This window comes from Gluconobacter oxydans (assembly GCF_006539685.1).
GTDB classification, from domain to species: domain Bacteria; phylum Pseudomonadota; class Alphaproteobacteria; order Acetobacterales; family Acetobacteraceae; genus Gluconobacter; species Gluconobacter oxydans.
In genome coordinates, this window is record NZ_BJNM01000010.1 from 63,647 (window position 1) to 90,569 (window position 26,923).

Sequence of the window (26,923 nt, forward strand, 5' to 3'; positions counted from 1 at the left end):
GCAGGGCCGACCCGTCAGGGAAGATCGAGCGCCAGATCATCCCGATGGATCAGGGCATCACGTCCGCGATATCCCAGAAGCTGTTCCATCTCGCCGGAGCGATGGCCAATCAGCTTCTGGCTCTCCTCGGAATCATAGGCGATCAGACCGCGCCCGATAATGCTGCCGTAAGCATCACGGATGAGTACCAGGTCGCCGCGCCCAAAACTGCCCTCAAGGCCGGTCACGCCTGCTGGCAGAAGGGATGCGCTCTCTTCAAGAGCACGACGGGCGCCGGCATCGATCGTAAGTGTCCCCTTGGGCTGAAGGCTGCCACCGATCCAGCGCTTGCGGGCTGAGCCGGCATCGGTCTGCGCCATGAACCATGTGCACAGCCCGCCATTCTGCAGTCTGCGGAGCGGATGATGCTCCTGTCCGGCCGCGATCACCATGTTTGCACCCGCGCGCGTCGCAATCCGGGCCGCGAGGAGCTTCGTGCGCATTCCGCCAGACGAATAACCCGGCGGCGGCTCGCCTCCCATCGCCATGATCTCGTCCGTCATCTGTTCGACAACAGGAATATGCCGCGCGGACGGATCCTGTCGCGGGTCCGCTGTATAGAGCCCGTCGATGTCGGACAGCAGGACCAGACAGTCGGCCCCGGTCATCTGGGCCACACGCGCGCCCAGGCGGTCATTGTCGCCGAAGCGGATCTCGCCGGTCGCGATGGCATCGTTTTCGTTGATGACGGGAACGCAGCCCAGATCGAGCAGGGTCTGGAGCGTGGCGCGCGCGTTGAGGTGGCGCTCACGGTTTTCCGTATCGTCCGGGGTCAGAAGAAGCTGGGCCGCGACCAGATCATGGCCGGCGAGGGCTGCGCTCCAGCCTTGCGCCAGTCCGATCTGGCCGACACTGGCCATGGCCTGTTTTTCGTCCAGCCGAAGGCGGCGGGATGTCAGGCCGAGGCGATGTCGCGCCAGGGAAATCGCGCCCGAGGACACGACGATGACTTCCGCGCCCCGGGAACGCAGGTCAGCAATATCCGCACAGACGCTCTGCAGCCATTCAAGACGAAGGCTTGCATTCGCGGAATCGACCAGAAGCGCACTTCCGATCTTGATGACGATCCGGCGGGCCTGCGCCAGACGAGGAGCAGAAGCCGGAGCGGTCATCCCTGACGGTCCCTTTTGGCAGCGGTCACGCGATCCTGAAGCAGCCGGAGCAGTTCGGGCAGGCCTTCCTGCGTCGCGCCCGAGAGCATCATCACTTCCGCGCCAGAAGCCTTTGCCAGAGCCCGCTTCTTGGCAGAACGCTGGGTGGGGGTGAGGGAATCGCACTTGTTCAGAACGATGATTTCCGGCTTGGCCGCAAGCTCGGGATCATAGGCCTCAAGCTCCTTGCGGATCAGGCGCCAGTGCTTGACGATCTGGCTTTCTGTGCCGTCGATCAGATGCAGCAGTGTTGCGCAACGCTCCACATGTCCAAGGAAGCGGTCTCCAAGACCAGCGCCTTCGCTGGCCCCTTCGATCAGGCCGGGAATATCGGCGATCACGAACTCTTCCGTATTGTTCAGCCGCACCACGCCAAGCTGCGGATGCAGGGTCGTGAACGGATAATCGGCAATCTTGGGACGGGCCCGGGACGCGACGGAGAGCAGGGTGGACTTGCCTGCATTGGGCAGACCCACGAGGCCGATATCGGCGATCAGCTTCAGACGCAGCCACACCCAGCGCTCTTCGCCCGGCCAGCCCTTGTCGGCCCGGCGTGGCGCACGGTTGGTGCTGCTCTTGAAATGGGTGTTGCCAAGGCCGCCATCGCCACCGCGGCACAGCAGGACTTCCTTGCCCTCGGCATCCAGATCGGCCAGCAGGGTCTCGCGGTCTTCGTCAAAGATCTGCGTGCCGACCGGCACGTTGATGGTGACATTGGCCGCAGCCGCACCTGTGCGGTTGGAGCCTGCGCCGTTGCCGCCCTTGCGGGCCTTGAAATGCTGCGTGTAGCGGAAATCGATCAGCGTGTTCAGGCCGGGAACCGCGCGGAAAATGATATCGCCACCACGGCCGCCATCACCGCCGTCCGGCCCGCCGAACTCAATGTATTTCTCGCGCCGGAATGCGATCACGCCGTCCCCACCGTCACCGGAACGTACATAGATCTTGGCCTGGTCGAGAAACTTCATCGTATTGTCCGCAAGAAAAGGTGAGGGGCGCTTTATACGCAAAAAGGCCGGTCCCGAACAGGACCGGCCCCTTCCGCTCGCGCTGGAAAACGCGGGCTGCTTATTCAGCAGCTTCCGGCAGTGCCACGGAAACGTGGACACGGCCTTCTGCGCGGCGCTGGAACTTCACATGACCGTCCACGAGAGCGAACAGCGTGTGGTCGCGGCCGATACCGACATTGGCGCCAGCCTTCATCTTCGTGCCGCGCTGACGGACGATGATGTTGCCTGCGATGACGCTTTCGCCACCGAACTTCTTCACGCCCAGACGACGACCTGCACTGTCGCGTCCGTTACGGCTCGAACCGCCTGCCTTTTTTTGTGCCATGGCTGTTTATCCTTACCTGGAGTGTCGGGCCGATCAGGCCGCGTTGATCGCGTTGATGCGCAGGACGGTCACCGGCTGGCGGTGGCCGTTCTTGCGGCGGCTGTTCTGACGGCGACGCTTCTTGAAGATGATCACCTTCGGCAGACGATCCTGAGCAACCACGGTTGCCGTCACGGTTGCGCCAGCGACCAGCGGTGCGCCAACGGTTAGGGTGCCTTCGCCGCCAACCATCAGGACGTCGGTGAAGGTGATGGTGCTGCCGGCTTCAGCTTCGAGCTTCTCGACCTTGAGGATGCTCTCGGGAGCAACGCGATACTGCTTGCCGCCGGTGCGGATGACTGCGTACATTCTGGAAACTCTCTCTGTTCCGATCTCGTGGCCGCTTCTGCCGGGTTGACCCGATCTGGCGCGACCCAGTCGCTTTTTGTCGTTGGCTCCATGTCGCCCAATCAGAATTGGAACACGGAACAGCCGCGGTCGATACAGATATGAAGGCTTCCAGTCAATCAGAAACGGCGAAAAAACCCTTCCCGGAGCATCTTTCTCTCAGGAACAGCCTCTGGCCCTCTTGCAATGTCCGAAAAACCCCGTCATAAGCCCCTCCGTCGATCAGGTTCAGCGCAAAAGCAGAGCCGTACGGAGAGGTGCCAGAGTGGTCGATTGGGGCGGTCTCGAAAACCGTTGTGCCTTCGCGGGTACCGTGGGTTCGAATCCCACCCTCTCCGCCATCCGACTTTCAATCATTAAAAACTATCAGCCCTGACCGGAATTGAGCAGGCGGCTGTTTCTCTCGCCCCGGAAAGGCTTGCTGGCATCGAGGAAGTCCTCGTTCGTCCGCATCGTGTAGGCAATGACGACGAGATAGGTGATGGCACGTGTCAGTTCGAGGCGCGTCACCAGATCCGTTTCCTGGGCGTCGAGAACACGCAGGCGCCTGACCGCCGCTTCCGCAATACGGGCCGCCTTGTCATGCCGCTTCGTGGATTGTTCCACATAATGCAGAACCAGCAGGATCGGACGTCGCGCGCTTTCGGGCAGGTATTCACGGTCCAGCAGGGCGCGGAGCCTGATGACGTTCAGGCCCAGCGTCAATGTTGCCAGCGTGCCCAGAATACAGGCTTCGATCAGCGGAGCCGGGGTGGGACCGGCATGACGGATCAGCCGGGCAAAGCGATCTGTATTGCGGCCGATCCAGACGCTGATGCGTGGCGTGAAGCCCGGATGGGCCAGATGCTGCAGTTCTCCGAGCATGATCCGTCGCAGACGGAAGCGCTCGGCATCGCTGCTGAACGGCAGGACACTGCGGAACACGATGACACTGACAGCCACCGCCAGAACAGTCGCCATATTCCCATTGTAAAAGGCGATTTCATTCATGACGTGATGGTTCTCAAGCCCCAGCATGGCTGGAAGCAGAAGCCCGTAAGCCGCTGAGCCACCCGCTGTCGCAGGATTGCCCTTCGCCAGTCCGCCCAGAAACATTGCCGGCCCCAGAAAAAGCGCCAGCGTCTCGAAGGTCGTGACTTTCGGCATGAGTACGAAAACCAGGATCCACGCCACGATACAGGCTGCGACGGCTCCCTTGAGAAACTCGGTTGTGCCAAGAACCGGGTTTTCCTTGGTCGCGAAGAGGCCGCAGACCAGCGTCGTAATGGCGATAAAGCCAGGTCCGTTCGGCCAGGCGGTTACTTCATAGATATAGGCCGTGATCAGAACAGCGCAGGCACCGCGCAGACCGTTATGGACCGCTTCACGGGTGTCGCGATGGGTTTCAAGCTGGAAATGGAAATGATCGCCTTTGATGCGATGCGTACTGGCCTCGTATTCCTTGATGGCCTGTTCCAGATCTCCCAGAAGCTCACCCAGAGAAACGAACAGGATGCGTTCATCCAGCCTGTCTTCCTGCATTTCCTGACCTTCATCGGTCTGGTCAAAGGGTTCGAGGCCGGGAATGGGTTCAAGGTCCGAGCGGACGTCGCTTTCGCGATGTGGGGCGGCATAAAGGCGGCAGATGTCGCGAAAATGCTGAAGATCCGCAAGCAGGGCAGGAACGGCATTCTGATCTGGCAGACGCTGCGGGAACTGCTTGAGGAAGGCGAGGATCTCGTCAGCGGTTTTCGTGAACGCCGGATGATTGTGGTTGAGCACCTGAAGGCGCATGGCCATGCCGAAGCCGCGGGACAGAAGGGCCGAAACCGCTGCGAGCGCCGCACGTGCGTGATCGCCTTCATGGCCGTGAGGTCCCATCTCGACTTCAGCGAACTCGATCTGGTCATTGATCGTCAGAATCGTCCCGAACTGCCGTCGTGCCGCATTCAGCGCACCGCGCTCCTCACCCAGAAGACTGCACAATGTGGTGGTGACGAGGACCAGGGCGGATTCAAGCTTCTGCCGCAGCTGTGCCCTGGCATGTCTTTCCTGGCTCGTCGCGAAAATGAGCCCCATGAAGGCTTCGCACAGCACGCCAAGCACGATGTACGTGCCGCGCGACATCGCGACCATGAAGACATTGTCCGGATTGGACGCGGCGCCCATGCAGATGATCGAACAGGTATATCCTGCAAGAACAAGGGCATAGGAGCGGAAGTTACTGACGAATGTCGCAAATCCGCTGCACAGGCCGATCCACAGGGCAATCATGGGAAAGAACATCCATGGAGCCTGTGGGGCGGCTGCCATGATGGTGATGGCGGCGATAGCCCCACTGATGGTGCCGACAATACGCCATTTCGCTTTTGACTGGCTTTCGCCACGGCTGGTCTGTGCAACAGCCCAGACGGTCATGGCAGCCCAGGCCGGATCGTCCAGCTCCATCCAGAACGCAATCCCGACCGCCAGACAGGCCGCAATGGTGTTGCGCAGGGCAAAGGTGACGGAGGAGGGGCTGGGTGCGTACAGCCACGAGAGAAAGGGACGCGCGCGCGGCCGCAGAGGTGCAGGCCGTGTGGTCGTATTATCCGGAGTCGGTTGTCCCGAGGATATGGTGCTGCCACTCATTGCGTGAGTTTCTTAGCCCTAACAGCATTATCCGGCGAGAGCGGAAATTGCCATTCTGAGATCGGTTACAAATTTTGTATATTCGCGTGTCTTCGACTCCTCATCGGGGAGGCGCAGCAGATAAGACGGATGTACGGTTACCAGCCCGATACTTCCATCCGCGAGCGGAATAGGTCTTGAACGTTCACGCGACACTGTCACCTGACGCCCCAGAACAGCGCTCGCACCTGTAACGCCCAGCATCACGGTCACTTTGGGAGCCAGAACCTTGCGCTCTGTTGCCAGCCATGGAGAACAGGCGGTTATTTCTGCCGCGTCCGGCTTCTGGTGAATACGACGGTTTCCCCTTGGCACAAACTTGAAATGTTTGACGGCATTGGTGATCCACGCCTGCGCCCGGTTTCCCCCTGCTTCTTTCAGGGCGCGATCGAACAGTTGCCCCGCCGGCCCCACGAATGGCCGTCCCTGAAGATCCTCCTGATCTCCCGGCTGTTCGCCGACAAAGATGATTCTGGCCTCCGGATTGCCTTCTCCCGAAACGGTCCGTGTTGCGGGCGCGCAGAGGTCGCACATCCGGCAGTCGATCGCTTTTCCGCGAAGACTGGCCAGGGAAGGAGAGGAGGCAATATCGGCGGCGTCAGGATGCAGGCGGACCGGAGCAATTCCCTCCCACCATTCATTGCCGGCACCGGCTGTTGCAATATTGCGTGCAGCCGCGACGACTTCGGCAGGGTCGGCACTATCGCCTTCCAGCCCCGGGCCGAAACGGTACTCCTGACCATTCCAGAAGAGTGTCCGCTCCGGAGCCATCACGACCCAGGGCGCGGGGCGCAGGTCTGCAAGCGCGGCTGCCTGACTGTCGATGAGGGCGGAAGCATGGGAGGTGCGGATTACCTGCCACTCAGGATTACGGGCGTCCGGCATCTGGCAACGCAGGTCAAGCACACGCTCCCGGCTCTCGATTGCGAGTCTCGTGAGTTGTTCTACAAGTTCAGCCGGAACAGACTGGTCATCACGCAGGGTCTGAAGCGTAATATAAAGTAACTGGAACCGCTCGGGCGCCTCGGATACGAAAATAGCAGGGAATAGAGTCGCGAGAGACCGGGGAACGCTGGTTGTCGAAGGGGCGGTAGGAAGAACACGCGTGGCAGAAGGGGCGTAAAGGTCTGCCGGGGTCTTTATGATCCACCGTACAGACTCGGCTGGTACTCTCTCGTGAAGCAGTTTTCGTGACCAGGCGCGCCAGCCGGAAAAATCACTTGTCGTTGAGAGCACAACAGTTTCGCGGTTCATGTCATCATCCCAGTTGTAAGCTGCAAGACTGAATACTCCGGAAAAGGTGCTTGCTTTTTTGTTTGCGGGTTATTTTGATATGATGATATTCCTGAGTCGGCAAAGGTGTGCGTCAAATATTTAAATGCCGCATTTACCTAACCCTTTACAGGCGTTATGGAACTGAAAAAACATTAGAGCAGAGGGGTGAAATATCATGTCCGAAAACACTTCCAGTACAGGTCTCCTGGAACTTACTGCCAAGATCGTTGCTGCCCAGGCATCCCGTGGAACACTTGAAGCAGAAGCACTGCCCGCCCTGATCCGCCAGGTATACGACGCCCTCGCCAAGGCCGGAGTCCCCGAGGAAGAGCCCCAGTCCGAGCGCCCGCAGCCGGCAGTCCCCATCAAACGCTCTGTTTTTCCGGACTACATCATCTGTCTCGAAGACGGCAAGAAACTGAAAATGCTCAAGCGCCACCTTCAGAGCGCTTATGATATGACGCCGGAACAGTATCGTGAGCGGTGGGGTCTCCCCTCGGACTATCCGCTGGTCGCCCCCAACTATGCCCAGCGCCGTTCTGCCCTGGCGCGCGAGATCGGTCTTGGACGCAAGATCAGTGCCGCAACCGGCGAAGGCAAGAAAGATAGTGCCCGCGGACGTCGTACCAAGAAGGAAGACTGAGTATCGTCAGGGCAGGCTGGTGGGACTCTTCCAAAGGGGAGACGTATCGCCAGCCGGCTCTCTTGAGACGACAGGGACGGGAGCGGTTTCATTAACGCTGAACTGAATGCCTTTCTGGCGGGGCAGGTCAAACACCGGCAACTGCTGATCTGGCGGGTCGGGGCTCTTGTTGCATTTTTCGGCGCCGTGGTCATTTCGATGGCCGGTCATGGCGGTGCCGTCAGTGCGAATTCCATTCACCGGCCGCATATCGTCCGGCTGGCCATCAGCGGCATCATCAAAAATGACGTCTCCCAGACTGTACGTGCCCTGAAACAGGCCCGCGAGGCGTCGGATGTGACCGGCCTCCTGCTCGTGGTGGACAGCCCCGGCGGTGGTGTGACGGGAGGGGAGCGTCTGCACGAAGCCGTCAAGCGCTTTGCCGCCGTCAAACCCGTCGCCGTTTCCATGGGCGATATGGGCGCCTCTGCCGCTTACATGCTGTCCGTGCCCGCCCAGCATATCGTGGCCTTGCCCTCTACGCTGACCGGTTCGATCGGCGTTCTTTTCCAGCGTCCCGATGTCTCGGTAGGGCTGGGTCGTCTGGGCATTGGCATGGATGCCATCACGTCCGGTGCCATGAAAGACCAGACCGATCCCACCAGTGCCCTGACGCCCGAAGGCCGCCAGATGCTTCAGGGTCTTGTGAATGACCTGTTCGGCCAGTTTGTTTCGATGGTCGCCGAAGGGCGCCATCTGAGCGAGGAAAAGGTCCGCTCTCTGGCGGACGGTCGGGCCTACACTGGCCGCCAGGCGATTGCCCTGGGCCTGGTGGACGAACTTGGCGATGAAGATGCAGCCCGGCTCTGGCTCCGGAAACAACTGAAGATCGGCAATGCCTCTTATCCCGTGGTGCCACTGATCCCCGAGCACTCACGGTACTGGTATCAATGGCCCGGCAAAAAGGCGCTTCTGAAGGGCCTGCTGGGTGGAACTTTCTCAAGTGTGATCGATCGCGAAGGCCTTGACGGAGCCGTTGCGATTTTGCAACTCTGATGGCCCGTTTCAGAAGGCGGAGTCAGGTGGAACAGCTGTCATGACCCGATCCGAACTTATCGCCGAACTGGCGGCCGCATACCCACATCTTCTTACCCGCGATGTCGAACGTATCGTCCACGCGGTCTTTGACGAGATCGGGGCGGCACTTGCGCGGGGAGACCGGGTCGAACTGCGGGGCTTCGGAGCCTTTCTTCCCCGCGAACGGGCGGCCAGGACGGGGCGCAATCCCCGGACCGGCGATGTCGTGCCGGTGGAGGAAAAAAGCGTCCCCTTCTTCAAAGTGGGCAAGGAACTCAGGGAACGCGTCAACCAGCGCCTGTCTACCCGCAAAAACGGTGACTGAACGGGCTGTGTCCGCGCTGCATCAGGCGTGTTCAAGGAACGCCATGCGTCAAGCCCGGGGCTGGTTTGAAGGGCCGGTTCTGCAGTATTGTAAGGCCATGAAACCTGTCCCGCATTTTCTGGTTGTGTCTGCCTGGGCTGTCAGCCTGTGCCTGGCGGGAGGATCTCTTCTGGCTCCGTCAGCCGCTCTGGCTCACGGAGTGTTGAAATCTCCGGCTAGGACATCGCTGCATCACACGGCCAGATCGCGCTCGGCGCAGGCGAGAATCTGTTACCGGATGGCATCCGGCGTCATTGTGCTGGAACAGATGCCCAACAGCGCCAGGCATCTCGGACGTGGAAGTGGCTTTGCCCCGATCGGGGAAGCGGTCTTCCGCTCCAGCAACCGGCTTCATGCCTGTCCCGACGCGCACGGACGCCGGGGATAGGGAGACGGAACCGTCTCCCGGGGTTGCCCTAGTCGTGTCCCTTGAGGTTGCTGATTTCTGAAAGCAGGAAATCCCGGAACACTGCGATCCGCTTGGATGTCCGCAGTTCTTCCGGATAGACGAAATAGGCCTCCACCAGCGGGACCTGCTGGTTCGGCAGGATCCTGACAAGCTCCGGATAGCCCGTTGCGGCATAAAGGGGCAGGGAGCCGATCCCCGTTCCGGCCGCAATGGCATTTGCAACCGCGGAAATATTATTGATCGCCAGTCGCCGGCTTCCCTGACGGGCAACGCCTTCCTGCCGCAGCAGATCCAGCAGCCAGTTCACGTTGGGAAGTGGCAGATGCCAGCCCGCAAAGCTGATGATCTGGTGATTGGCGAGGTCTTCCAGAGAATGCGGCGTGCCGTTGCGCTCAAGATACTCGGCGCTGGCATAGATCGGCATGGGAAAGTTCGCGAGATGACGCTGGACCAGATCCGGCTGTGTCGGCGGATGGAGCCTGATCGCAACATCGGCCTCCCGCATTCCCAGATCCAGATCCGCATCCTCGAGCAGAAGCGTGACTTCGATATCGGGATGCAGTTCCAGAAACCGGTTCAGACGCGGAGAAAGCCAGGACAGACCAAAGCCGGTCGTCGTGGTAATCTTGATCTTGCCGGCCGCCCGTTCCTTGCTTTCGCTCAGGAAAGCCTGGGTGAGAGCCAGTTTCGAGAAGACTTCCCGCACCGTACGGTTCAGGACATCGCCCTGTTCCGTCAGGATCAGTCCACGCGCATGCCGATGGAACAGCGGCACGCGCAGGACATCTTCAAGCGCGGAAATCTGGCGCGATACTGCCGACTGACTCAGCCCCAGCCGGTCACCGGCATGGGTGAAGGACCCGGCTTCCGCCACGGCGTGAAAAATCCGCAGCTTGTCCCAGTCCATCTGGTTTTCTCCCCGTTCGCCGATGCGACGGTCTTCGTCCTTCTTGCCCATACGTCCCGGCGTTATCCGTCAAGATATGTCGTTGAATGGACGAAACTGTCTGAACCGCAGGCGAGGGTCAAGTTTTTGTCATGGCAGGTATGCCAGAAAGATATCGTTCCGCCTCCAGCGCCGCCATGCAGCCCGTTCCGGCTGCCGTCACGGCCTGCCGGAAAATCCGGTCCTGGATGTCACCGGCTGCGAACACGCCTTTGACGGACGTCCCCGTGCCGTCGCTTTCCGTCAGGATATATCCATCGCTGTCACAGGCCACTTCATGCCGGAACGGACCGGCATTGGGGGTATGACCGATGGCCACGAACACACCGTCCACGTCCAGCCTGGAGAGAGCGCCCGTCTGCGTGTCCTTCAGGGCCACGCCGCAGACGACTTCCGGCTCACCCGTCCCCAGAATTTCCTCGACGACCTGGTTCCAGTGAACTTCGACCTTCGGGTTGGAGAACAGGCGCTCCTGCAGGATGCGCTCGGCCCGCAGGCTGTCGCGGCGATGGATCAGGTGCACCTTGTCCGCATGATGCGTCAGGTACAGCGCTTCCTCGACCGCCGTATTGCCGCCGCCGATCACGGCGACCGTCTTGCCGCGATAGAAAAAGCCGTCACAGGTCGCACAGGCCGAAACACCGCCGCGCTGAAGACGCTTTTCCGATTCGAGACCGAGCCATTTGGCCTGGGCCCCGGTGGCGATCACAACCGTGCGTGCCCGGAACTCGTCTCCCGAGTCTCCGACCAGCCGGAAATATCCGTCCGGCCCCGGACCGTTCTTCAGATCGGCCTGTACGATCAGGTCATAAACCAGCTGCGTCCCGACGTGCTCGGCCTGCGCGCGCATCTGCTCCATCAGCCAGGGACCCTGCACAGGAGTCGCAAAGCCGGGATAGTTTTCAACATCCGTCGTGATGGTGAGCTGGCCGCCGGGCTGCATCCCGGTGACGAGAATCGGCTTGAGGCTCGCGCGGGCCGCGTAGATCGCAGCGGTGTAACCAGCAGGGCCGGCGCCAACGACCAGCAGATCCGTATGATGGATTTCAGGCATGATGGGTCCTCAATGGGTATCTGGTCCCCCATATAAAGACTTCCGACGCATCTGCCATCTTTGCGGATCATGTCACCTGCCATATACGTCAGAGTGAAATGAACGTACCGCCACGCCCCGCACCGATTGAACTGGACGCCATCGACCGGCAGATCATTGCCGAACTCCAGGCCGATGGACGCATGACCAACGTGGAACTCGCCCGTCGGACCGGCATTTCCGCGCCGCCCTGCCTGCGACGTGTCCGGCGGCTCGAGGAACTGGGGATCATCAAGGGCTACCACGCGGAAGTGGATGCGGCCCTGCTGGGCTGGTCCCTGAATTTCTATGCCCTGATCGGCCTCGAGAGCCAGAAAGGCAGCGTGCTGGAAGCCTTTGAGGCGCAGGTCGGCGCCTGGCCCGAAACGCGGGAATGTCACATGATCCGTGGCGGCGGTGATTTTCTCGTGCGCCTTGTCGCCCGCGACGCCGCCCACCAGAACGCCCTGACGCGCCTGCTGACCGACAGCCCGCATGTCGTCCGCGTCCAGACCCTCCAGACCATCCATACAAGCCGTGATCTCGCCGGCGTGCCGATCTGACGGCTGACCCCATGACCGCCTCGCGGCTGCTGCCTCTTCCGGCCGAACTGAGCGTCATCGTCCCGTGTTACAACGAGGTCGCCAATGTGGCGCCCATGGTCGCCGCACTGGACAGCGCCCTCGAAGGCCGGAAATGGGAAGTCATCTTCGTCGATGACAGCTCGCCGGATGGCACGGCGGCCGAGGTTTCCCGCATTGCCCGTCTGGACCCGCGGGTCCGGGTGCTGTGCCGGGTCGGGCGCCGTGGCCTGTCATCTGCCGTGATCGAGGGAATTCTCTCATCAAGTGCCCCCTGGGTCGCGGTCATGGACGGCGATCTGCAGCATGATGAATCCGTCCTGTGCACCATGCTGGCCGAACTGCAGTCCGGCGCGGATATCGTCGTGGCGAGTCGACATGTCGAAGGCGGAGACAGCGCCGGACTGGCAGGACACTGGCGGCACATGCTTTCGGATGCGGGCATCCGGGCCGCGCAGGCCATCATGCCGCACCCGCTCAGTGATCCGATGAGCGGCTTTTTCGCCATGCGCCGGGATCTCTTTGATACCCTGCTGCCCCGACTGTCGGGCACCGGCTTCAAGATCCTGCTTGATCTGGTGATGTCCGCGCCCCGGACAGTGCGCATCGTCGAGGTGCCCTTCGTTTTTCGTCCGCGACTGGCCGGTGAGAGCAAGCTCGATATCGTGGTCCTGATCCAGTTTGCGACCATGCTGCTCGACAAGCTGACCCGCGGCTGGCTGCCGACGCGCTTCATGGCTTTTGCGCTGGTCGGGCTGATTGGCGTGGCCGTCAATGTGGCCGTTCTGAATCTGGCAGGGGCCTGCGGTCTGGGCTTTTCCTGGGCCCAGCTGGCCGGAACCGCCGTCGCCATCCTGACGAACTTCATGCTCAACAACCGCTTCACCTATCATGACCGTCGTCTGAAAGGGGTGAAGCTCTGGCGCGGGCTGGTCATTTTCATTGCCGTCTGCTCGCTGGGTGCGATCGCCAATATCGGTATTGCCCGCATGATGCTGGACAGCGCCGGCCATGGCCACTGGGACCGTTCCTCCGCTGCCGGAGCCGTCGTCGGCGTTGTCTGGAACTACGCGGTCTCCTCCACGCTCGTCTGGCGCTGATCCCTTGAGTGATACGCCTCGCCAAATCCGGCTGTTCTGGGCGCTTCTTGCCGTCCTGACTATCATCCGGCTGTGTCTGGCGGCCAATGTCCCGCTGACGCCCGACGAGGCCTATTACTGGGTCTGGTCCCGCAATCTTCAGCCGGGCTATCTGGATCATCCCTTCATGGTTGCCCTCTGGATCCGTGTCGGGACATGGATCGCCGGGGAGACACCGCTTGGTGTCCGTCTGCTGGGGCCGCTCTCCGTTCTGCCCGGGAGCTGGGCGCTTTATCACGCTGCCCGTCGTCTGCTGCCGTCCTGCCCATGGCCGGCCTCCGGCCTTAAGGCAGCGCTGCTGCTCAATGCTACGCTCATGCTGGGTCTGGGCGCTGCGACCATGACGCCAGACACCCCGCTGCTGTTCTTCATCACGCTGTTTCTCTACACGCTCAGCCGCGCTGTCGATCCGGAGCTCAAACCGCGCGCCGCTCTTCCGTGGTGGATCGGTTCGGCTGTTCTTCTGGGGCTGGCTTTCGATTCAAAATATACCGCCGTCCTGATCGGTGCCGGACTGGGAGGCGCTGTCCTCACGACGGGACGCCTGCGCCGTCAGCCTGGTCCCTGGCTGGCCATTCCGGCCCTGTTCGTGGCGATGTCGCCCGTCATCCTGTGGAATGCGCATCACCACTGGGCCAGCTTCCTCAGACAGGGCAGCAGGGCAGGAGACTGGCATCCGGCCCGTGCCGTCCAGTTCATGGGCGAGCTGATCGGAGGGCAGATCGGTCTCGCCACGCCGCTTATTTTCGTTCTGTTCGCGGTCGGGCTCTGGGCGTGTCTCAGGCGCAACCGCCTTCTGGCCTGGCTGGCTCTTGTTCCAATGACCGTGTTCGTCACGCATGTCTTCGGTGACCGGGTCCAGCCAAACTGGCCAGCCGTGATCTATCCGGTCTTTGCCCTGGCTGCTCTTGAAACAGGCTGGCGCATCCGCTGGCCCGTCATCAGCGGGCTGGCCCTGACCCTCATTGTCTGCATTCAGGCCGTTTTTTCGCCGCTGCACCTTGTGCCGCATCGTGATCCGGTGCTGCGCCTGACCGGCGGCTGGGAAACATTTTCCCGCCAGCTTGCCCTGAAGGCCAGAGGCGAAGGCGCAACCGCGCTCGCCGCCGAGGATTACGCCCTCGCCTCAAGACTGGCCTTCACGCAGAACATCCTGCCCGTAATCGGCACGGATCCACGCTGGCACCTTTTCCGCCTTCCCGCAGCGGGAAGCGCAAAAGCCGTCATGGTCGAGGAGCAGCGGCACGGCACGGTTCCCGAAAAATCCGCAACACTGTGCCGGGAAGTCCGCGCCCAACCCATCCGCTGCTACACTGTAAGCCCGCCAGGTTTCACGATCGGTGTGCAGCTTCCCAAGCGTTCTTAAACCTCTCCTTAAGACCTTGCCCGCCATACTGGACACATTCAGGAGGCGGGATGTCCAACCAGAACGGCAAAGAAGCTCGAAAGATCATCATCAAACGTTTTGATGTGGTCGAAGGCGGTCATCATGGCGGGGCGTGGAAGATTGCCTATGCCGATTTCGTAACGGCCATGATGGCGTTCTTCCTTGTCATGTGGCTCATCAATGCCACGACGGAAGATCAGCGCAAGGGTATCGCCAATTTCTTTAATCCGATGGCGGTCTGGAAGGATATGCCGCCGCCGGTGGACAATGTCCTGCCCGCGGCCCCGGAGCCGGTCTCTCTGGAGACGAAGCCGGTTGCCCTGAAGCCGGGAAAAGACCAGTACGGCAAGGCGCCCCAGGGAGCAGCAGGGTCCCAGCAGGGGAAGGACCAGACCGCGCCGAGCGTGCATACGGCGCAGATCGTCGTTCTGCATGACAGCCAGATCCAGCCCGGCGAGCCCCCCGTTACGCCTTCTGCCCAGAAGGCCGAGCAGGAGGCCAGGGCTGAGGCCGCCCAGAAGATCCAGGCGCTCATCAGCAATACGCCCGAACTGGCGGATGTCCGTTCCCAGGTCTCGGTCACGGTTGGTGATGACGGGTTGCATGTCCAGATCGCGGATTCCGATCACCAGCCGATGTTTGCCATGGGGCAGTCCTCGCCCAATCCTCATGCCGTCCAGCTGATCAAGGCCATTGTGCCGTATCTTGAGAAGCTTCACGGCAAGCTTTCCATCGCCGGATACACCGATGCCGCTCCCTATCGCCCCGGGCAGTTGAGCAACTGGAGCCTGTCGAGCGCGCGTGCGGTGGCCGTGCGGGATCTCGTTGTCCAGAGCGGTTTTCCGGACCGGCGGCTGAAATCCGTCAGCGGATATGCCGACCGCAATCTTTTTGACCCCACCCAGCCTCTCAATCCCCGGAACCGTCGCATCGTCCTGGTGCTGTCGCCCGATATTTCTCAATAAATTCAAGTCAGTCAGGAAATTTTCGGATGTTCATCATTATCGGTCTGGTCGTTGTTCTGGGCTGTGTTTTCGGATCGTTCGTCGCATCGGGCGGGGCTATCGGCCCGCTCGTTTCGTCAATGCCGTTCGAGCTTCTGACCATTCTGGGAGCGGCGGTTGGAACCTTCCTGATGGCCAACTCCCTCGGCGCCGTCAAACATCTTCCCGCTGGAATCAAGAAGGCTATGAAAGGTTCCCAGTACGGCCGGGCAGATTACGTCGACCTTCTGAGCCTGCTGTTCCATATTGCGAAACTGGCATCCTCCAAGGGGTTCATGGCGCTGGAATCTCATATCGAGGATCCGCAGGGCAGTACGGTTTTCGGTGCCTTTCCGAAAATCCGGGATAATCCCCATGTCTGTTCGTTCATCTGCGACTATCTGCGCATGGCGGGCATGAATGCCACTGATCCGTACCAGATGGATGAAGTGATGGGGAACGAACTCAAGAAGAACATGCGCGAGGAAATGCATCTCCCCCATGCGCTTCAGTCCGTTTCCGATGCGTTGCCTGCTCTGGGCATTGTCGCGGCAGTTCTGGGCGTCATCAAGACCATGGCGTCTATCAGCAAGCCGCCGATCGTGCTTGGTGAAATGATTGCGGGCGCGCTGGTGGGCACATTCCTGGGTATTCTTCTGGCGTATGGAATTGTGGCTCCGATCGCGAGCCGGCTGGGGGGCGTGGTTGAGGAAGAGTCGTCCTATCTCGATCTTGTTCGCTCCGTCATCGTTGCGCATCTTCAGGGTAATGCGCCGCAGGTCAGCGTTGAGATCGGGCGCAAAAGCATCCCTTCAGACCTGATGCCGAGCTTTCAGGAAGTCGAGGAAGCGGTCAGCGCAGCGGCTGTGGCCTGATCGGCCGGATGTCTTTACGATGTCGATATTGTTGGTATCGTAAAGGCTTTCCATGTTTCCTGTTCTTGCGAGAGCACTGTGCCTGTCTCTCTCCATCCTGCCTCTGGCAGCCTATGCAGGTTCGCCCTCTCTCCCGTCTCCTGCCGAACTGAGCCAGACGGACGGGGCGAAGGCGCTGGACTGGGTGAGGGCACAGAATGCCCATACAGAGGCGGTCCTCACATCTGATCCCCGCTACAAACCCCTGTATCAGAAAATCCTGACGGCCCAGCAGTCTCCGGTCCGTCTTGCCGTTCCCACGCAGCAGGGCGGGGAAATCTGGAACTTCTGGCAGGACGATGTTCATGTCCGCGGGATCTGGCGTAGCGCTTCGGTCGCGTCCTTCAATTCCGGTCATCCGGAATGGAAAACGCGCTTCGATCTCGATGCTCTGGCCCGCACCGAACATGCCAACTGGGTCATGGAGGGTCTTGAGTGTCTTGCGCCGCAGGATCGCTTTTGCCTCATGTCCCTGTCCCAGGCAGGGGAAGATGCGCATGTGGTCCGGGAATACGACACGCAGACAGACAGTTTCGTAAAAGACGGTTTCGCTCTGCCGTCCGGAAAACAGACTGTTACCTGGGTGGATGCCGATACGCTTCTGGTTTCGCGGGATTGGGGAGCGGGCGATGCGGGGCTGACCAAGTCAGGTTATCCCTATTTGGTCCGGCTGCTGCGGCGGGGGCAGTCATTGGCTCAGGCGGTCGAAATCTACCGTGGGCAGACCACGGACATGGATGTCTCGCCCGAGAGGCTGCGTGATGAGAAAGGGCGGCAGCTTTTTCTTGTCAGCCGTCACCGGGATTTCTTTCACACGGAAGTCAGTCTTTTCAATCCTGTCACCCATCAGCTGAGTCGGCTGCCCCTTCCGGAGAAATACGACAGCCTCTCCTATCTGGATGGTCAGCTGGTCCTGCATCTGCTTCAGGACTGGGTCCTGCCCGGACGGACGTTCCGTGCGGACAGCATTGTTGCCCTGGATCCGGCAAAGCCGTCTGAACCCCGGCTGATCCTGTCGCCGACGTCCCGTCAGACCATCGGGGATGGTATGGGGGACGCTGTGGCGGTGACCAGGGATGGTCTGGTGGTTGTGGTGTATGACAACGTCCAGCCTGTCCTGAAGCTTTTCCGCCATGAGGTGAGTGGGGCATGGACCGCGCGTTCCATTGCGCTGCCCAAGAATATGGCGGCGGAAATCGTCTCGTCAGATCCGAAGCTTGCGCAGGCCTATCTTCAGCTTGAAGGGTTCATTCAGCCGCCGCAGCTGTGGAGCCTGAATACGACGTCACAGACCGCGCAGCCGCTGTATCGTCAGCCGGACCTGTTCGATACGTCCGGTCTGGTCGTGGAGCAGATGTCGGCGACCAGCACGGATGGCACGGCCATTCCCTATTTCATCGTTCATGCCAGGGATTGGCAGAAGGATGGCGCCCGTCCGACCCTGATGACGGCTTATGGCGGGTTCGGGCTTTCGTATCTGCCCGTCTATCATCCGGATCTGGGGATCACGTGGTTTGACCGTGGTGGCGTTTACGTCATGGCCAATATCCGTGGTGGCGGAGAATTCGGCCCGGCCTGGCATGATGTTGCACGGCGGGAAGGACGGCAGAAAGCTTATGACGACTTTGCGGCTGTGGCCCGCGATCTGATCGCCAAGCATATCACGTCCCCGAAGCATCTGGGGCTGCGGGGGCGGTCCAATGGTGGCTTGCTGGCGGGTGTGGAGTTCACCCAGCATCCCGACCTGTGGAATGCGGCGATCATTGGTGTCCCGCTGCTGGACATGATGAATTACGAGCAGATGGCGGCTGGTGCATCCTGGGCTGCGGAATATGGCAGCATTTCCGAGCCGGGGCCGCGCGCCTTCTGGGAAAAGATGTCGCCCCTGCAGAATCTGAAGGCCGGTGTGTCCTATCCTGAGCCGTTCATCTTCACGTCAACGCGGGATGACCGGGTTGGTCCGATCCATGCGCGCCGGTTTGCGGCCCGGCTGGAAAGCCTGAAGCTGCCTTTCCTGTATTATGAAGATGTGGAAGGTGGCCATGCGGGTACGGTCAATGCTGCTGAGATCGCGCATGAGCGGGCTCTGGAAGCGATCTATCTCAGCCACAAGCTGATGGACGCGCCATAAATCACGTCACGCCCCTGTCCGTTCAATGTGACGGGCAGGGGAGAGGGCCGGATTTCAGGCACAAAAAAAGCCGCTGTCCCTAAGGATGCGGCTCTTTTTCCGTTCGGAGGACGGGAAGGCTCAGAAGCCTTCACGCTCCAGACGCTTACGCTCCATCTTGCGGGCGCGACGAACAGCTTCGGCTGCTTCGCGGGCGCGCTTCTCGGAGGGCTTTTCGAAGTGGCGACGCAGCTTCATCTCACGAAACACGCCTTCGCGCTGCATCTTCTTCTTGAGCGCCTTAAGCGCCTGGTCAACATTGTTGTCACGAACGAGAACCTGCACGGTGCCGTCAACTCCTTATGGGCCCGCTCTTCAGCGCCACCCGTGATATGGCATTCCAACTAAGGATGGTGCCCTTAACACATCTTTCGCGGGGAACGCAATTCATTCAGGAACGCTTGAATGGATTATTCCCAACGCGCACTCTGGGACACCCGGATGCCACTCCCGTTTGAAGGACAGACGTTTTCATGCCCCTGCTCAAGATTGCCCGCATGGGCAACCCCGTCCTGCATCAGGTAGCACAGGCCGTTTCCGACCCGAAAGCCCCGGAAATCCAGTCGCTCATCGCAGATATGCTGGAAACGATGGCCGATGCCCGGGGTGCGGGACTGGCCGCGCCGCAGGTTCATCAGCCCCTGCGGATTTTCGTCTATCACGTTCCCACGAACCGCGTGGCGAATCCCGAAGAGGCATTGCTGCCCCGCGTTCTCATCAACCCCGAAATCACGCCTGTCGGTGATGAGATGATGGTCTGCAGCGAGGGCTGCCTGTCGATTCCGGGTCTGCGGGCCGATGTGCCGCGCCATGCGAAGGTCCGGTATTCAGGGCTGGATGAGAATGGTGCGGTGCTCGAAGGCGAGGCGACAGGTTTTCACGCCAATGTCCTGCAACACGAGAACGATCACCTGAACGGCATTCTCTATCCGCAGCGCATTACCGATTTCGCGCGATTCGGATATGTGGAAGAAATTCTCCGGTGAGTTCCCGTCTCATGGACGTTCCGTCATCTGCCACGGCGCATCTTTATCTGCGCGAAGACCGTATCCGTCAGTCCTACGAAGCCATGATGCTGGCCTGGCGGACCCTGAATGCCGATTGCGAGGCGCTTTTGCGTGAAAAGGGGCTGGGGCCTGCGCATCATCGCATCCTGTTCCTGACGGCTGCCCATCCGGGGATCACGCCCGGTGTTCTGCTGAACAGTCTGGGCATTACCAAGCAGTCTCTGGGGCGTGCTCTGGGAGATCTGCGGGAGCGCAAACTGCTTATTCAGGAAGAAGACCGTCATGATCGCCGCAAACGGCCTCTGCGACTGACGGCGAGCGGAGAAGCGCTGGAGCGCGAACTCTTTCTCATGATCCGCGAAGTTATGACCCGGGCATATCGCGAAGCCGGCATGACGGCTGTCGAGGGGTTCCGGCGGGTTCTGGCGCCCCTTCAGGTTCCGGCGGAAAGTCGTGCACGATGAGCGATGAACATATTCTGGTGGTCGATGACGATCCGCGTCTGCTGCGGCTGCTTCAGCGTTACCTGTCGGAAAACGGCTATCGTGTCAGTACGGCGCTTGATGCGCAGACGGCACGGGAAGTCCTGCAGCGCATTCAGCCGGATGCTCTTGTCCTCGATGTGACGATGCCGGGTGAGGATGGCCTGTCCCTGACGAACAGTCTGCGCAGGGACGGTCTGTCGCTGCCGATCCTGCTTCTGACGGCGCGTGGTGAGCCGGCGGACCGGATTGGTGGGCTGGAAGCGGGGGCAGACGATTATCTGGGCAAGCCTTTCGAGCCGCGGGAGCTTCTGCTTCGTCTGCGGGCGCATCTGCGCAGGATGGTGCCGTCTTTGCCGGCTGTGGATGAGGTTCCGGATGTCCTGCGTCTGGGAGAGCTGGAATTTGACGTCAAACGTGGCCTGCTCAGCGGGCCGCAGGGAGCGGTCCATCTGACGGGCGGTGAGTCCGCTCTTCTTGGGGTGCTGACCCGTCAGCCCGGGACGGTGCTTTCCCGTGAAGCCATCGCCCGCGCTCTTGAAATGGATGAGATCGGCGAGCGTGCCGTCGATGTGCAGGTTACGCGTCTGCGTCGCCGGATCGAGGCTGATCCCAAGGAGCCGCGTTTTCTTCATACCGTCCGGGGAAAGGGCTATGTTCTCAAGCCGGGACGCTGAGCCTGTGGGGGAGCGGGACGATGCCTGGCAGAAGCTGGACCGCCCGCTGAGGCGTATCCTCCCGCGTTCCCTGATGGGGCGATCCATGCTGATCGTCCTCATTCCGCTGCTGGTTACGCAGGCCATTGCGCTGGGCCTGTTTTATGGCACCTACCTGAATGTGGTCTCCAGGCGCCTCTCGGACGGTGTCACAGGTGAGGTCTCGCTCGTTATCGCCATGATCGAGCACACTTCTTCAGAGGCCGAGCGGACGCTCGTTCTTCAGGATGCGTCGTCCCGGACCCAGCTCGGATTTTCATTCCAGCCCGGCGAAACGCTTTCCCGGTATGGCACCAATCATGTCCTCGGCCCGATGGATGACGATTTCGCGCGTTCCATCCGGCAGAATCTTGGCCGGCCCTATGATGTAGACTGGTCGGAGTCTCCGCAGACCGTCCGGGCGTCCATCCAGCTTCCGCAGGGTGTGATGGTTGTCATGGTGCCGGTGAAGCGTCTGAATATCGGGCCGATCTGGCTGTTCGTCGTCTGGGCTGTCAGCAGTTCCATCGTGCTGTTTCTGATCGCCGGTCTGTTCATGCGCAATCAGGTTCGGGCCATTCGCAGGCTGGGCCATGCGGCTGAACTGTTCGGTATGGGGCGGGACCAGGGACCGATCCGTCCGCAGGGTGCGCGGGAAGTCCGTCAGGCTGCCATTGCCTTCAACCGTATGCAGGCGCGCGTCAATCGTTTCGTGGCGCAGAGGACGGCGGTTCTCGCCGGGGTGTCGCACGATCTGCGCACGCCTCTGACCAGGCTGCGTCTGACCGTCGCCATGATCCCGACCTTTGGGCCGATCCGCGCCGAGACCCTGAAGCCGGATCTTGCAGATATGGTTGCGGATATTGAAGACATGGAGCGCCTGATCGGCAGCTATCTGTCATTTGCCCGGGGGGAAGGCGCGGAAGAGCCTGTTCTGACTGAGCTGAGGGGCATGCTGGATGATGTCGCGGCGGCCACGGTGAGGGCCGGGGGGCAGGTTCTGGGCGTGGAAGGGCGCGAGGGCGTGGAAGCTACGGTGCGTCCCGATGCCCTGCGACGTGTGCTGACAAATCTTGCGGAAAATGCCCGCCGTCACGGGGGGGCGATGCGCTTTTCCCTGCGTGAGGGGGAGCGGAACGTTGAAATCACGGTTGAGGACAACGGTCCGGGTCTGTCGGCCAGTCGCCGGGCGGCAATTTCGGAGCTTAATGGCACGACGGCGAGTCAGGATGGGAACAGCGGGCTGGGGCTGACGATCGTGCGGGACATCATTCATGCCCATGGCGGATCGATCCGTCTGGTGGAGAGCCCGCTGGGAGGTCTGGGCGTGGTGCTCAGCCTCCCGAAATAGTCAGGCTCAGGGCAGCGTATTGCCAGCGCCGCCATTGCCGGTGCCCTGACCGCCCATCGGGCCGGTGCTGCCACCGAACTGGCTGCTCATGCCGCTCATCGGGTTGTAGCGGCCGACATTGCCCAGCAGTTCCTGCAGGATGGACGAACTGGTGCCCGGCGTCGGGGTCTTGGCGCCGACCATGCCGACATATATCGCGTTCTTCTTGTTCAGCGTGTCCATCTTGCGCAGGACGCCGCCGTTATCGAAGTTCAGGACCACGACCTGCTGCTTCTTCACGCTCGGGAAGGTCAGCGGCGTCGGGGACGTGATCATGGACACGTAGATCCATGTGTTGTCGTCGAAGGTCGCGTGGGCGGTCGGCGAGCCCAGCAGATCCAGAACATCCGTGCGTGTGCTCGTTCCGGGAACGAGCTGCGCGTAGTCGGTCTTTTCGATCAGGGAGCCGCGCGGCTCGGGAATCGGGGAAAAGAACGAGCATCCGCCGAGCAGCAGCGGGACACATGCCACTCCGGCCTGTGCGAAACGGCGAAGGAAGCGTGTTCTGCTTTGGGGCGTCGGGGAAGATGCGTTATTCATGGATCCGGAAACTATCCTGTGCAAGAGAACCGCTCAAATGAGCGCGTGCCCGAACGGCGCCTGCATGTCAACGATTTCCCCCATATTCCGGGGGCTGGAGTGCCTGAATGTCCCATTCACCCGAATTTTCCCGACGCATCCCCTTCAATCGGCTGGGATCGGGACTGGACGAGACGATCGAGGCCTCGGCCGCCGAACGCAAGGCTCTCGCCGCCCGGCTCGGAATCCCTGAGATCGAAACCCTGGTCTGCCGGTTCCGCCTGACGCCTTCGGAGAACCGGAGTGTTCTGGCGGAAGGGCATCTTTCGGCGAAGGTTACGCAGATCTGTGTCATTACGTCCGAGCCTTTCGAGGACGTGCTGGCCGAGACCTTCTTCCTGAAGTTCATTCCTGCAGCCGACATGCCGGAAGACGAATTCGACATCGATTCCATGGATCTGGATGGACCGGACGAGGTTCCGCATGACGGAAAGGCTGTCGATATCGGTGAGGCGGCGGCTGAACAGCTGGCCCTGATGCTGGACCCGTATCCGCGCAAACCCGGCGCCGGTCTGGAAAATGCAGTTGACGTGGCGCCTGCAGAAGGGGAAGAAGGGGCACATCTGTCTGGCGAGGGGCCGGATGGTCCGCGCCGTCCCAATCCGTTTTCGGCGCTTTCCGTGCTGAAAAACGGGGACAGGAAAGAATAAAATCCCACGTCTGACTTGCGGGTTGCCCCGGGCTCTGCTAGAGCCGCCCGCCTGAACTCGACGTAATTACGAGACGACGAACAACAGGGCACCGGATGCCGCGGGGAGCGGAGCAGGGGTGCCGACACTGAAGCAGAAAGAGGCATAAAAGCCATGGCCGTCCCTAAAAGAAAGACTACGCCGTCCCGTCGTGGCATGCGTCGCAGCCACCAAGCCCTGGGTGTTGAGGCTCATGCAGAGTGCTCGAACTGCGGCGAGATGAAGCGTCCGCATCACGTTTGCAGCCACTGTGGTCATTATGACGGCCGCGAAGTGGTCGCTGCTGGAAACAGCGGCAAGGGCCTGAAGACCGCCGTCCGCGCCTGATCCCTACCTGCGGGTCCGTAGCTTCCAGAGAGCGCGGCCCGCATCTGTGATGCTGTCCGGGAAACTGTCTCAATGACCAAAGCGCCTGTCACGCCCGAACGTGACATCGCGGCCTCCGGGCCTTACGCCCTCGCCGTCGATGCAATGGGTGGTGACAGGGCCCCGGATATCGTCCTTGCCGGACTCGATCTGGCCGCCGACCGGCACCCGAAGGCCCGTATTCTCCTGATCGGGGATGAGGCCCTTCTCAGACCGGCTCTGGCAAAATATCCCAAAGCTGCCCGTCTGTGTGATATCCGCCATGCTGCGGCAAGTATCTCCATGGATATGAAACCGACTGCGGCGCTCCGCGTGCGGGGCTCGTCCATGCGCATGGCCATGGAAGCTGTCGCCGCCGGGGAAGCCTGCGGTGTGGTGTCGGCTGGCAACAGCGGTGCCATGCTTGCGCTGGCCAAGATCATCGTCAAAGCCCTGCCAGGCATTTCCCGTCCGGCCATGATTGCTGTCGAGCCTTCCGCACGCGGTGATATCGTGATGCTGGATCTCGGGGCGAACATCGCCTGCGATGCCCGCAATCTGGTCGAATTTGCCATCATGGGTGAAGCCTTTGCACAGGCGGCCCTTGGTCTTCCGTCTCCCACGATTGGTCTTCTCAATGTCGGTTCGGAAGAACTGAAGGGCGATGACCGTCTGCGTCAGGCGTCTGAACGGTTGCGGGCCAGCCCGCTGGCTCCCCAGTTCCACGGCTTTGTGGAAGGTCATGACATCACCGCCGGGACGACCGATGTGGTGGTGACGGATGGTTTTACGGGGAATGTTGCCCTGAAAACCGGTGAGGGGGCTCTCAAGCTGGCCTTCAGCCTTCTGAAGCGCGTGTTCCAGACCAATCTTCTGACCCGTCTGGGGTATCTTCTGGTCAAGCCGGGTCTGGAGCGGATGCGGGAATGGATCGATCCGCGTCGCTATAACGGCGCCCTGTTTGTCGGCCTGAACGGTATTGTCGTGAAGTCGCATGGCGGTGCGGATGGTGAGAGCTTTGCCGCGGCCGTCGATGTTGCCATGGATGCCGTCACGCACCATCTGAACGACAAGATCCGCGCCCGCCTGGAGCAGTTGGGAATGGGGGCTCCCGAGCCTGTCGCTCCCGCCGCTGCCAAGGCCGCCCCTGAACCTGTGAGCTGAAAAACATGTCCGATCCCATTCGTGTCCGCCTGACGGGTGTCGGGGGCTATCTTCCGCGTGACGTCGTAACCAACGACGATCTTGCCCGGAAATTCGGTATCGAGACTTCGGACGAATGGATCAGAACCCGGACCGGCATCGGTCAGAGGCATATCGCCTCCGGTGATGAGACGACGGCCAGCATGGCGGCCGAGGCTGCGCGTCAGGCGCTGGACTATGCCGGCGTGGATGCGTCACAGGTCGATGCCGTTCTGGTCGCTACGGCGACGCCGGATCAGGTCTTTCCGGCCGTGGCTGTGCAGGTGCAGGCGTGCCTTGGCATGACTGCGGGGTTTGGCTTTGACATCAGTGCGGCCTGCTCGGGTTTTGTCTATGCCCTCGCGACGGCAACGGCCCTGATGCAGTCCGGACAGGCCAATAAGGTCCTCGTGATCGGCAGCGAAGTCTTCTCGCGTCTGCTGGATTGGACCGACCGGTCCACCTGCGTCCTGTTTGGCGATGGTGCAGGTGCGGTTCTTCTGGAAACCGGTGCAGGGGAAGGCGAGGGTGTTCTGTCCACGCATCTGCATTCGGACGGCCGGACCGGCGATATCCTGTATGTGGATGGTGCGGCGGGCTGCCCGTCCACATCGCAGCATCTGCGGATGCAGGGGCGTGAGGTTTTCCGTCATGCCGTCGTCAAGCTTTCGCAGGCTGTCGATGAGGCCCTCGAGGCCAATGGTCTGACTGGGCAGGATATCCAGTGGATGGTCCCCCATCAGGCGAATCTGCGCATCATTGAGGGGATGGCCAAGAAGCTGGCGCTTCCGGCGGACCGGGTGGTCGTGACCGTGGACCGTCATGCCAATACGTCTGCGGCATCGATTCCGCTTGCTCTGAACGAAGCCGTGCGGGATGGACGGGTCAGGAAGGGCGATCTGGTGCTGATGGAAGCGCTGGGTGGTGGTCTGACCTGGGGATCCGCCCTTATCCGGATGTAAGCCTGTGCCCTGACAACGGGCAGGTTAATGATTGATTCCTTTGACTGTTCTGAACGTCATGATACGCAAGTGACATGAGCACAGTCACGCGCGCGAATCTTGTCGAGCATCTCTATAGTCGTGTCGGTCTTTCCCGGCATGACTCCTCCATGATTCTTGAAAGCCTGCTTGGTGTGATCTCAGACCGCCTTGAAGCAGGCGAATCCGTGAAGCTGAGCGGATTCGGAACATTCTCTGTCCGCCAGAAGGGCGAGCGTATCGGCCGCAATCCCAAGACGGGTGTGGAAGTTCCCATTCTGCCGCGGGCCGTGCTGGTGTTCAGACCTTCCCAACTGCTGAGGGACCGCATGAACGGTTCCGACAATGGCGCAGCGGCCGAGGCTTCCACCCATGACAGATAATTCCACATCCCAGGCCGTCATGGTTTCGCCGAACGATGACCTTGCTTCCGCTCCGGAAAAGGTCAGGAAGGCGCCCGAGGCGTACCGCACCATCAGCGAAGTCGCTGAAGAGCTGCATATTCCCCAGCACCGTCTGCGGTCCTGGGAAACCATTTATCCGGGCGTAAAGCCTTTTCGCGGGGAAAGTGGCCGCCGCTATTACAGCCCCGAGCATATCGAGACGCTACGGCTGATTTCGGATCTGCTCTATGTGCAGGGCTATAAGGGGCAGGGGGTTCTGCGGGTTCTGAGAGAGCGCCGTGCCGAGAAGGCGCGTGCGGCCGCCCAGAAGGCTGTTCCGGAGACTGTGCCTGAAACGGTGCAGGAGGTTTCGGCAGCCTCTGCGGAAGCGGTTCATGTTCCGGTTGTCACGGTTGATGCGACTGAAGAAAGTTCTGCGCCTGTTGTGGATGCAACGTTGGTGGCCGAGCCTGTCGAGAATGAAGACGCTCCGGTGACGCCGACAGAAGCCAGCGTTGACGACATTGTTTTTCCGGAAGTTCCTGCCGCGGCCCATGAGGTCGTGCTGACGGAAACGGTTGACAGCACGGTGGAAAATGAGAGCCCCGAAGCCGAAGCCGAAGCCGAAGCCGAAGCCGAAGCCGAAGCCGAAGCCGAAGCCGAAGCCGAAGCCGAAGCCGAAGCCGAAGCC

29 protein-coding genes and 1 tRNA gene are annotated in these 26,923 nt (G+C 61.0%); 20 read left to right on the plus strand and 10 right to left on the minus strand.

Annotated features, from left to right (window positions below; all coding sequences use genetic code 11):
* Positions 1-14: 14 nt before the first annotated feature.
* From proB to rplU, 4 genes are all read right to left on the minus strand, one after another.
* The gene (gene proB / locus GOX01_RS06175) at positions 15-1,151 is read right to left on the minus strand and encodes a glutamate 5-kinase (protein WP_062269737.1); all 1,137 of its coding nucleotides are present in this window, start codon (positions 1,149-1,151) and stop codon (positions 15-17) included.
* Positions 1,148-2,158 (minus strand): GTPase ObgE, encoded by a 1,011-nt coding sequence (gene obgE / locus GOX01_RS06180; RefSeq protein ID WP_011251737.1) that lies wholly within the window; start codon positions 2,156-2,158, stop codon positions 1,148-1,150. Before obgE ends, proB begins: the two co-directional genes overlap by 4 nt.
* A 100-nt stretch (positions 2,159-2,258) precedes the next feature.
* A complete protein-coding gene (gene rpmA / locus GOX01_RS06185; RefSeq protein ID WP_008851550.1) occupies positions 2,259-2,525 on the minus strand; it encodes a 50S ribosomal protein L27 in 267 nt (88 codons plus the stop codon).
* A 33-nt stretch (positions 2,526-2,558) separates the two neighbouring features.
* On the minus strand, positions 2,559-2,873 hold the full coding sequence (gene rplU / locus GOX01_RS06190; protein ID WP_011251736.1) for a 50S ribosomal protein L21: 315 nt from the start codon (positions 2,871-2,873) through the stop codon (positions 2,559-2,561).
* A 290-nt stretch (positions 2,874-3,163) separates the two neighbouring features.
* Between rplU and GOX01_RS06195 the strand changes: the two genes are divergently transcribed.
* Positions 3,164-3,253 (plus strand) — tRNA-Ser (locus GOX01_RS06195).
* Positions 3,254-3,278: 25 nt separating this feature from the next.
* On the opposite strand, the gene GOX01_RS06200 is transcribed toward GOX01_RS06195, so the two are convergent.
* Positions 3,279-5,522, minus strand: coding sequence for an FUSC family protein (locus tag GOX01_RS06200; protein ID WP_062269739.1), 2,244 nt, complete (start codon positions 5,520-5,522; stop codon positions 3,279-3,281).
* 27 nt (positions 5,523-5,549) lie between these two features.
* Positions 5,550-6,467 (minus strand): UdgX family uracil-DNA binding protein, encoded by a 918-nt coding sequence (locus GOX01_RS06205; RefSeq protein WP_231139137.1) that lies wholly within the window; start codon positions 6,465-6,467, stop codon positions 5,550-5,552.
* Positions 6,468-7,011: 544 nt separating this feature from the next.
* On the opposite strand from GOX01_RS06205, the gene GOX01_RS06210 reads away from it, so the two are divergent.
* From GOX01_RS06210 to GOX01_RS06220, 3 genes are all read left to right on the plus strand, one after another.
* Positions 7,012-7,479 carry a MucR family transcriptional regulator gene (locus GOX01_RS06210; protein ID WP_011251733.1) on the plus strand — a complete coding sequence of 156 codons (468 nt, stop codon included), beginning with the start codon at positions 7,012-7,014 and terminating at the stop codon, positions 7,477-7,479.
* Positions 7,480-7,677: 198 nt separating this feature from the next.
* Positions 7,678-8,514, plus strand: a complete 837-nt coding sequence (gene sppA, locus GOX01_RS06215) for a signal peptide peptidase SppA (protein ID WP_174787472.1) — start codon at positions 7,678-7,680, stop codon at positions 8,512-8,514.
* A 40-nt stretch (positions 8,515-8,554) separates the two neighbouring features.
* Positions 8,555-8,860, plus strand: coding sequence for an integration host factor subunit beta (locus GOX01_RS06220; protein ID WP_062269742.1), 306 nt, complete (start codon positions 8,555-8,557; stop codon positions 8,858-8,860).
* Between the two features lie 455 nt (positions 8,861-9,315).
* On the opposite strand, the gene GOX01_RS06230 is transcribed toward GOX01_RS06220, so the two are convergent.
* Together GOX01_RS06230 and trxB are read right to left on the minus strand one after the other, a co-directional pair.
* Positions 9,316-10,215, minus strand: coding sequence for a LysR family transcriptional regulator (locus GOX01_RS06230; RefSeq protein ID WP_024717280.1), 900 nt, complete (start codon positions 10,213-10,215; stop codon positions 9,316-9,318).
* A gap of 118 nt (positions 10,216-10,333) precedes the next feature.
* Positions 10,334-11,308 carry a thioredoxin-disulfide reductase gene (gene trxB / locus GOX01_RS06235; RefSeq protein WP_011251729.1) on the minus strand — a complete coding sequence of 325 codons (975 nt, stop codon included), beginning with the start codon at positions 11,306-11,308 and terminating at the stop codon, positions 10,334-10,336.
* 98 nt (positions 11,309-11,406) lie between these two features.
* On the opposite strand from trxB, the gene GOX01_RS06240 reads away from it, so the two are divergent.
* The 6 genes from GOX01_RS06240 to GOX01_RS06265 are packed head-to-tail and all read left to right on the plus strand — an operon-like array spanning position 11,407 to position 18,461.
* Positions 11,407-11,889, plus strand: a complete 483-nt coding sequence (locus GOX01_RS06240; protein WP_062269744.1) for an Lrp/AsnC family transcriptional regulator — start codon at positions 11,407-11,409, stop codon at positions 11,887-11,889.
* An 11-nt stretch (positions 11,890-11,900) separates the two neighbouring features.
* Positions 11,901-13,007 carry a glycosyltransferase gene (locus GOX01_RS06245; protein ID WP_062269746.1) on the plus strand — a complete coding sequence of 369 codons (1,107 nt, stop codon included), beginning with the start codon at positions 11,901-11,903 and terminating at the stop codon, positions 13,005-13,007.
* Positions 13,008-13,011: 4 nt separating this feature from the next.
* Positions 13,012-14,412 carry an ArnT family glycosyltransferase gene (locus GOX01_RS06250; protein ID WP_024717282.1) on the plus strand — a complete coding sequence of 467 codons (1,401 nt, stop codon included), beginning with the start codon at positions 13,012-13,014 and terminating at the stop codon, positions 14,410-14,412.
* Positions 14,413-14,462: 50 nt separating this feature from the next.
* Positions 14,463-15,398, plus strand: a complete 936-nt coding sequence (locus tag GOX01_RS06255; protein ID WP_011251725.1) for a flagellar motor protein MotB — start codon at positions 14,463-14,465, stop codon at positions 15,396-15,398.
* Positions 15,399-15,424: 26 nt separating this feature from the next.
* On the plus strand, positions 15,425-16,291 hold the full coding sequence (gene motA, locus GOX01_RS06260; protein WP_011251724.1) for a flagellar motor stator protein MotA: 867 nt from the start codon (positions 15,425-15,427) through the stop codon (positions 16,289-16,291).
* Between the two features lie 52 nt (positions 16,292-16,343).
* Entirely contained in the window at positions 16,344-18,461 is a 2,118-nt protein-coding gene (locus tag GOX01_RS06265) for a prolyl oligopeptidase family serine peptidase (RefSeq protein WP_011251723.1), read from the plus strand.
* A 120-nt stretch (positions 18,462-18,581) separates the two neighbouring features.
* On the opposite strand, the gene rpsU is transcribed toward GOX01_RS06265, so the two are convergent.
* Positions 18,582-18,785 (minus strand): 30S ribosomal protein S21, encoded by a 204-nt coding sequence (gene rpsU / locus GOX01_RS06270; protein WP_011251722.1) that lies wholly within the window; start codon positions 18,783-18,785, stop codon positions 18,582-18,584.
* A gap of 188 nt (positions 18,786-18,973) precedes the next feature.
* Here rpsU and def point away from each other — a divergent pair, with 188 nt between their 5' ends.
* Genes def through GOX01_RS06290 form a run of 4 tightly spaced genes read left to right on the plus strand, consistent with a single transcriptional unit; the run spans position 18,974 to position 22,035 of the window.
* Positions 18,974-19,486 carry a peptide deformylase gene (def, locus tag GOX01_RS06275; RefSeq protein WP_011251721.1) on the plus strand — a complete coding sequence of 171 codons (513 nt, stop codon included), beginning with the start codon at positions 18,974-18,976 and terminating at the stop codon, positions 19,484-19,486.
* A gap of 11 nt (positions 19,487-19,497) precedes the next feature.
* The gene (locus GOX01_RS06280; RefSeq protein WP_011251720.1) at positions 19,498-19,971 is read left to right on the plus strand and encodes a MarR family winged helix-turn-helix transcriptional regulator; all 474 of its coding nucleotides are present in this window, start codon (positions 19,498-19,500) and stop codon (positions 19,969-19,971) included.
* On the plus strand, positions 19,968-20,666 hold the full coding sequence (locus GOX01_RS06285) for a response regulator (protein WP_011251719.1): 699 nt from the start codon (positions 19,968-19,970) through the stop codon (positions 20,664-20,666). Before GOX01_RS06280 ends, GOX01_RS06285 begins: the two co-directional genes overlap by 4 nt.
* Positions 20,644-22,035 (plus strand): ATP-binding protein, encoded by a 1,392-nt coding sequence (locus GOX01_RS06290; RefSeq protein ID WP_011251718.1) that lies wholly within the window; start codon positions 20,644-20,646, stop codon positions 22,033-22,035. Before GOX01_RS06285 ends, GOX01_RS06290 begins: the two co-directional genes overlap by 23 nt.
* 6 nt (positions 22,036-22,041) lie before the next feature.
* Here the strand turns inward: GOX01_RS06290 and GOX01_RS06295 are convergent, their stop codons facing one another.
* Positions 22,042-22,614: an outer membrane protein assembly factor BamE gene (locus GOX01_RS06295; RefSeq protein WP_062269748.1), complete on the minus strand. Its 573-nt coding sequence runs from the start codon at positions 22,612-22,614 to the stop codon at positions 22,042-22,044.
* A 107-nt stretch (positions 22,615-22,721) separates the two neighbouring features.
* On the opposite strand from GOX01_RS06295, the gene GOX01_RS06300 reads away from it, so the two are divergent.
* The 6 genes from GOX01_RS06300 to GOX01_RS12990 all read left to right on the plus strand — a co-directional run.
* The gene (locus tag GOX01_RS06300; RefSeq protein WP_011251716.1) at positions 22,722-23,303 is read left to right on the plus strand and encodes a DUF177 domain-containing protein; all 582 of its coding nucleotides are present in this window, start codon (positions 22,722-22,724) and stop codon (positions 23,301-23,303) included.
* A 153-nt stretch (positions 23,304-23,456) separates the two neighbouring features.
* Positions 23,457-23,669, plus strand: a complete 213-nt coding sequence (gene rpmF, locus GOX01_RS06305; protein ID WP_011251715.1) for a 50S ribosomal protein L32 — start codon at positions 23,457-23,459, stop codon at positions 23,667-23,669.
* Positions 23,670-23,741: 72 nt separating this feature from the next.
* On the plus strand, positions 23,742-24,851 hold the full coding sequence (gene plsX / locus GOX01_RS06310) for a phosphate acyltransferase PlsX (protein ID WP_011251714.1): 1,110 nt from the start codon (positions 23,742-23,744) through the stop codon (positions 24,849-24,851).
* Between the two features lie 5 nt (positions 24,852-24,856).
* Entirely contained in the window at positions 24,857-25,831 is a 975-nt protein-coding gene (locus GOX01_RS06315; RefSeq protein WP_011251713.1) for a beta-ketoacyl-ACP synthase III, read from the plus strand.
* 74 nt (positions 25,832-25,905) lie between these two features.
* Entirely contained in the window at positions 25,906-26,232 is a 327-nt protein-coding gene (locus GOX01_RS06320; RefSeq protein ID WP_011251712.1) for an integration host factor subunit alpha, read from the plus strand.
* Positions 26,222-26,923: MerR family transcriptional regulator (locus GOX01_RS12990; protein ID WP_255314060.1), on the plus strand; the 702-nt coding region annotated here is incomplete at its 3' end. The genes GOX01_RS06320 and GOX01_RS12990, both read left to right, overlap by 11 nt.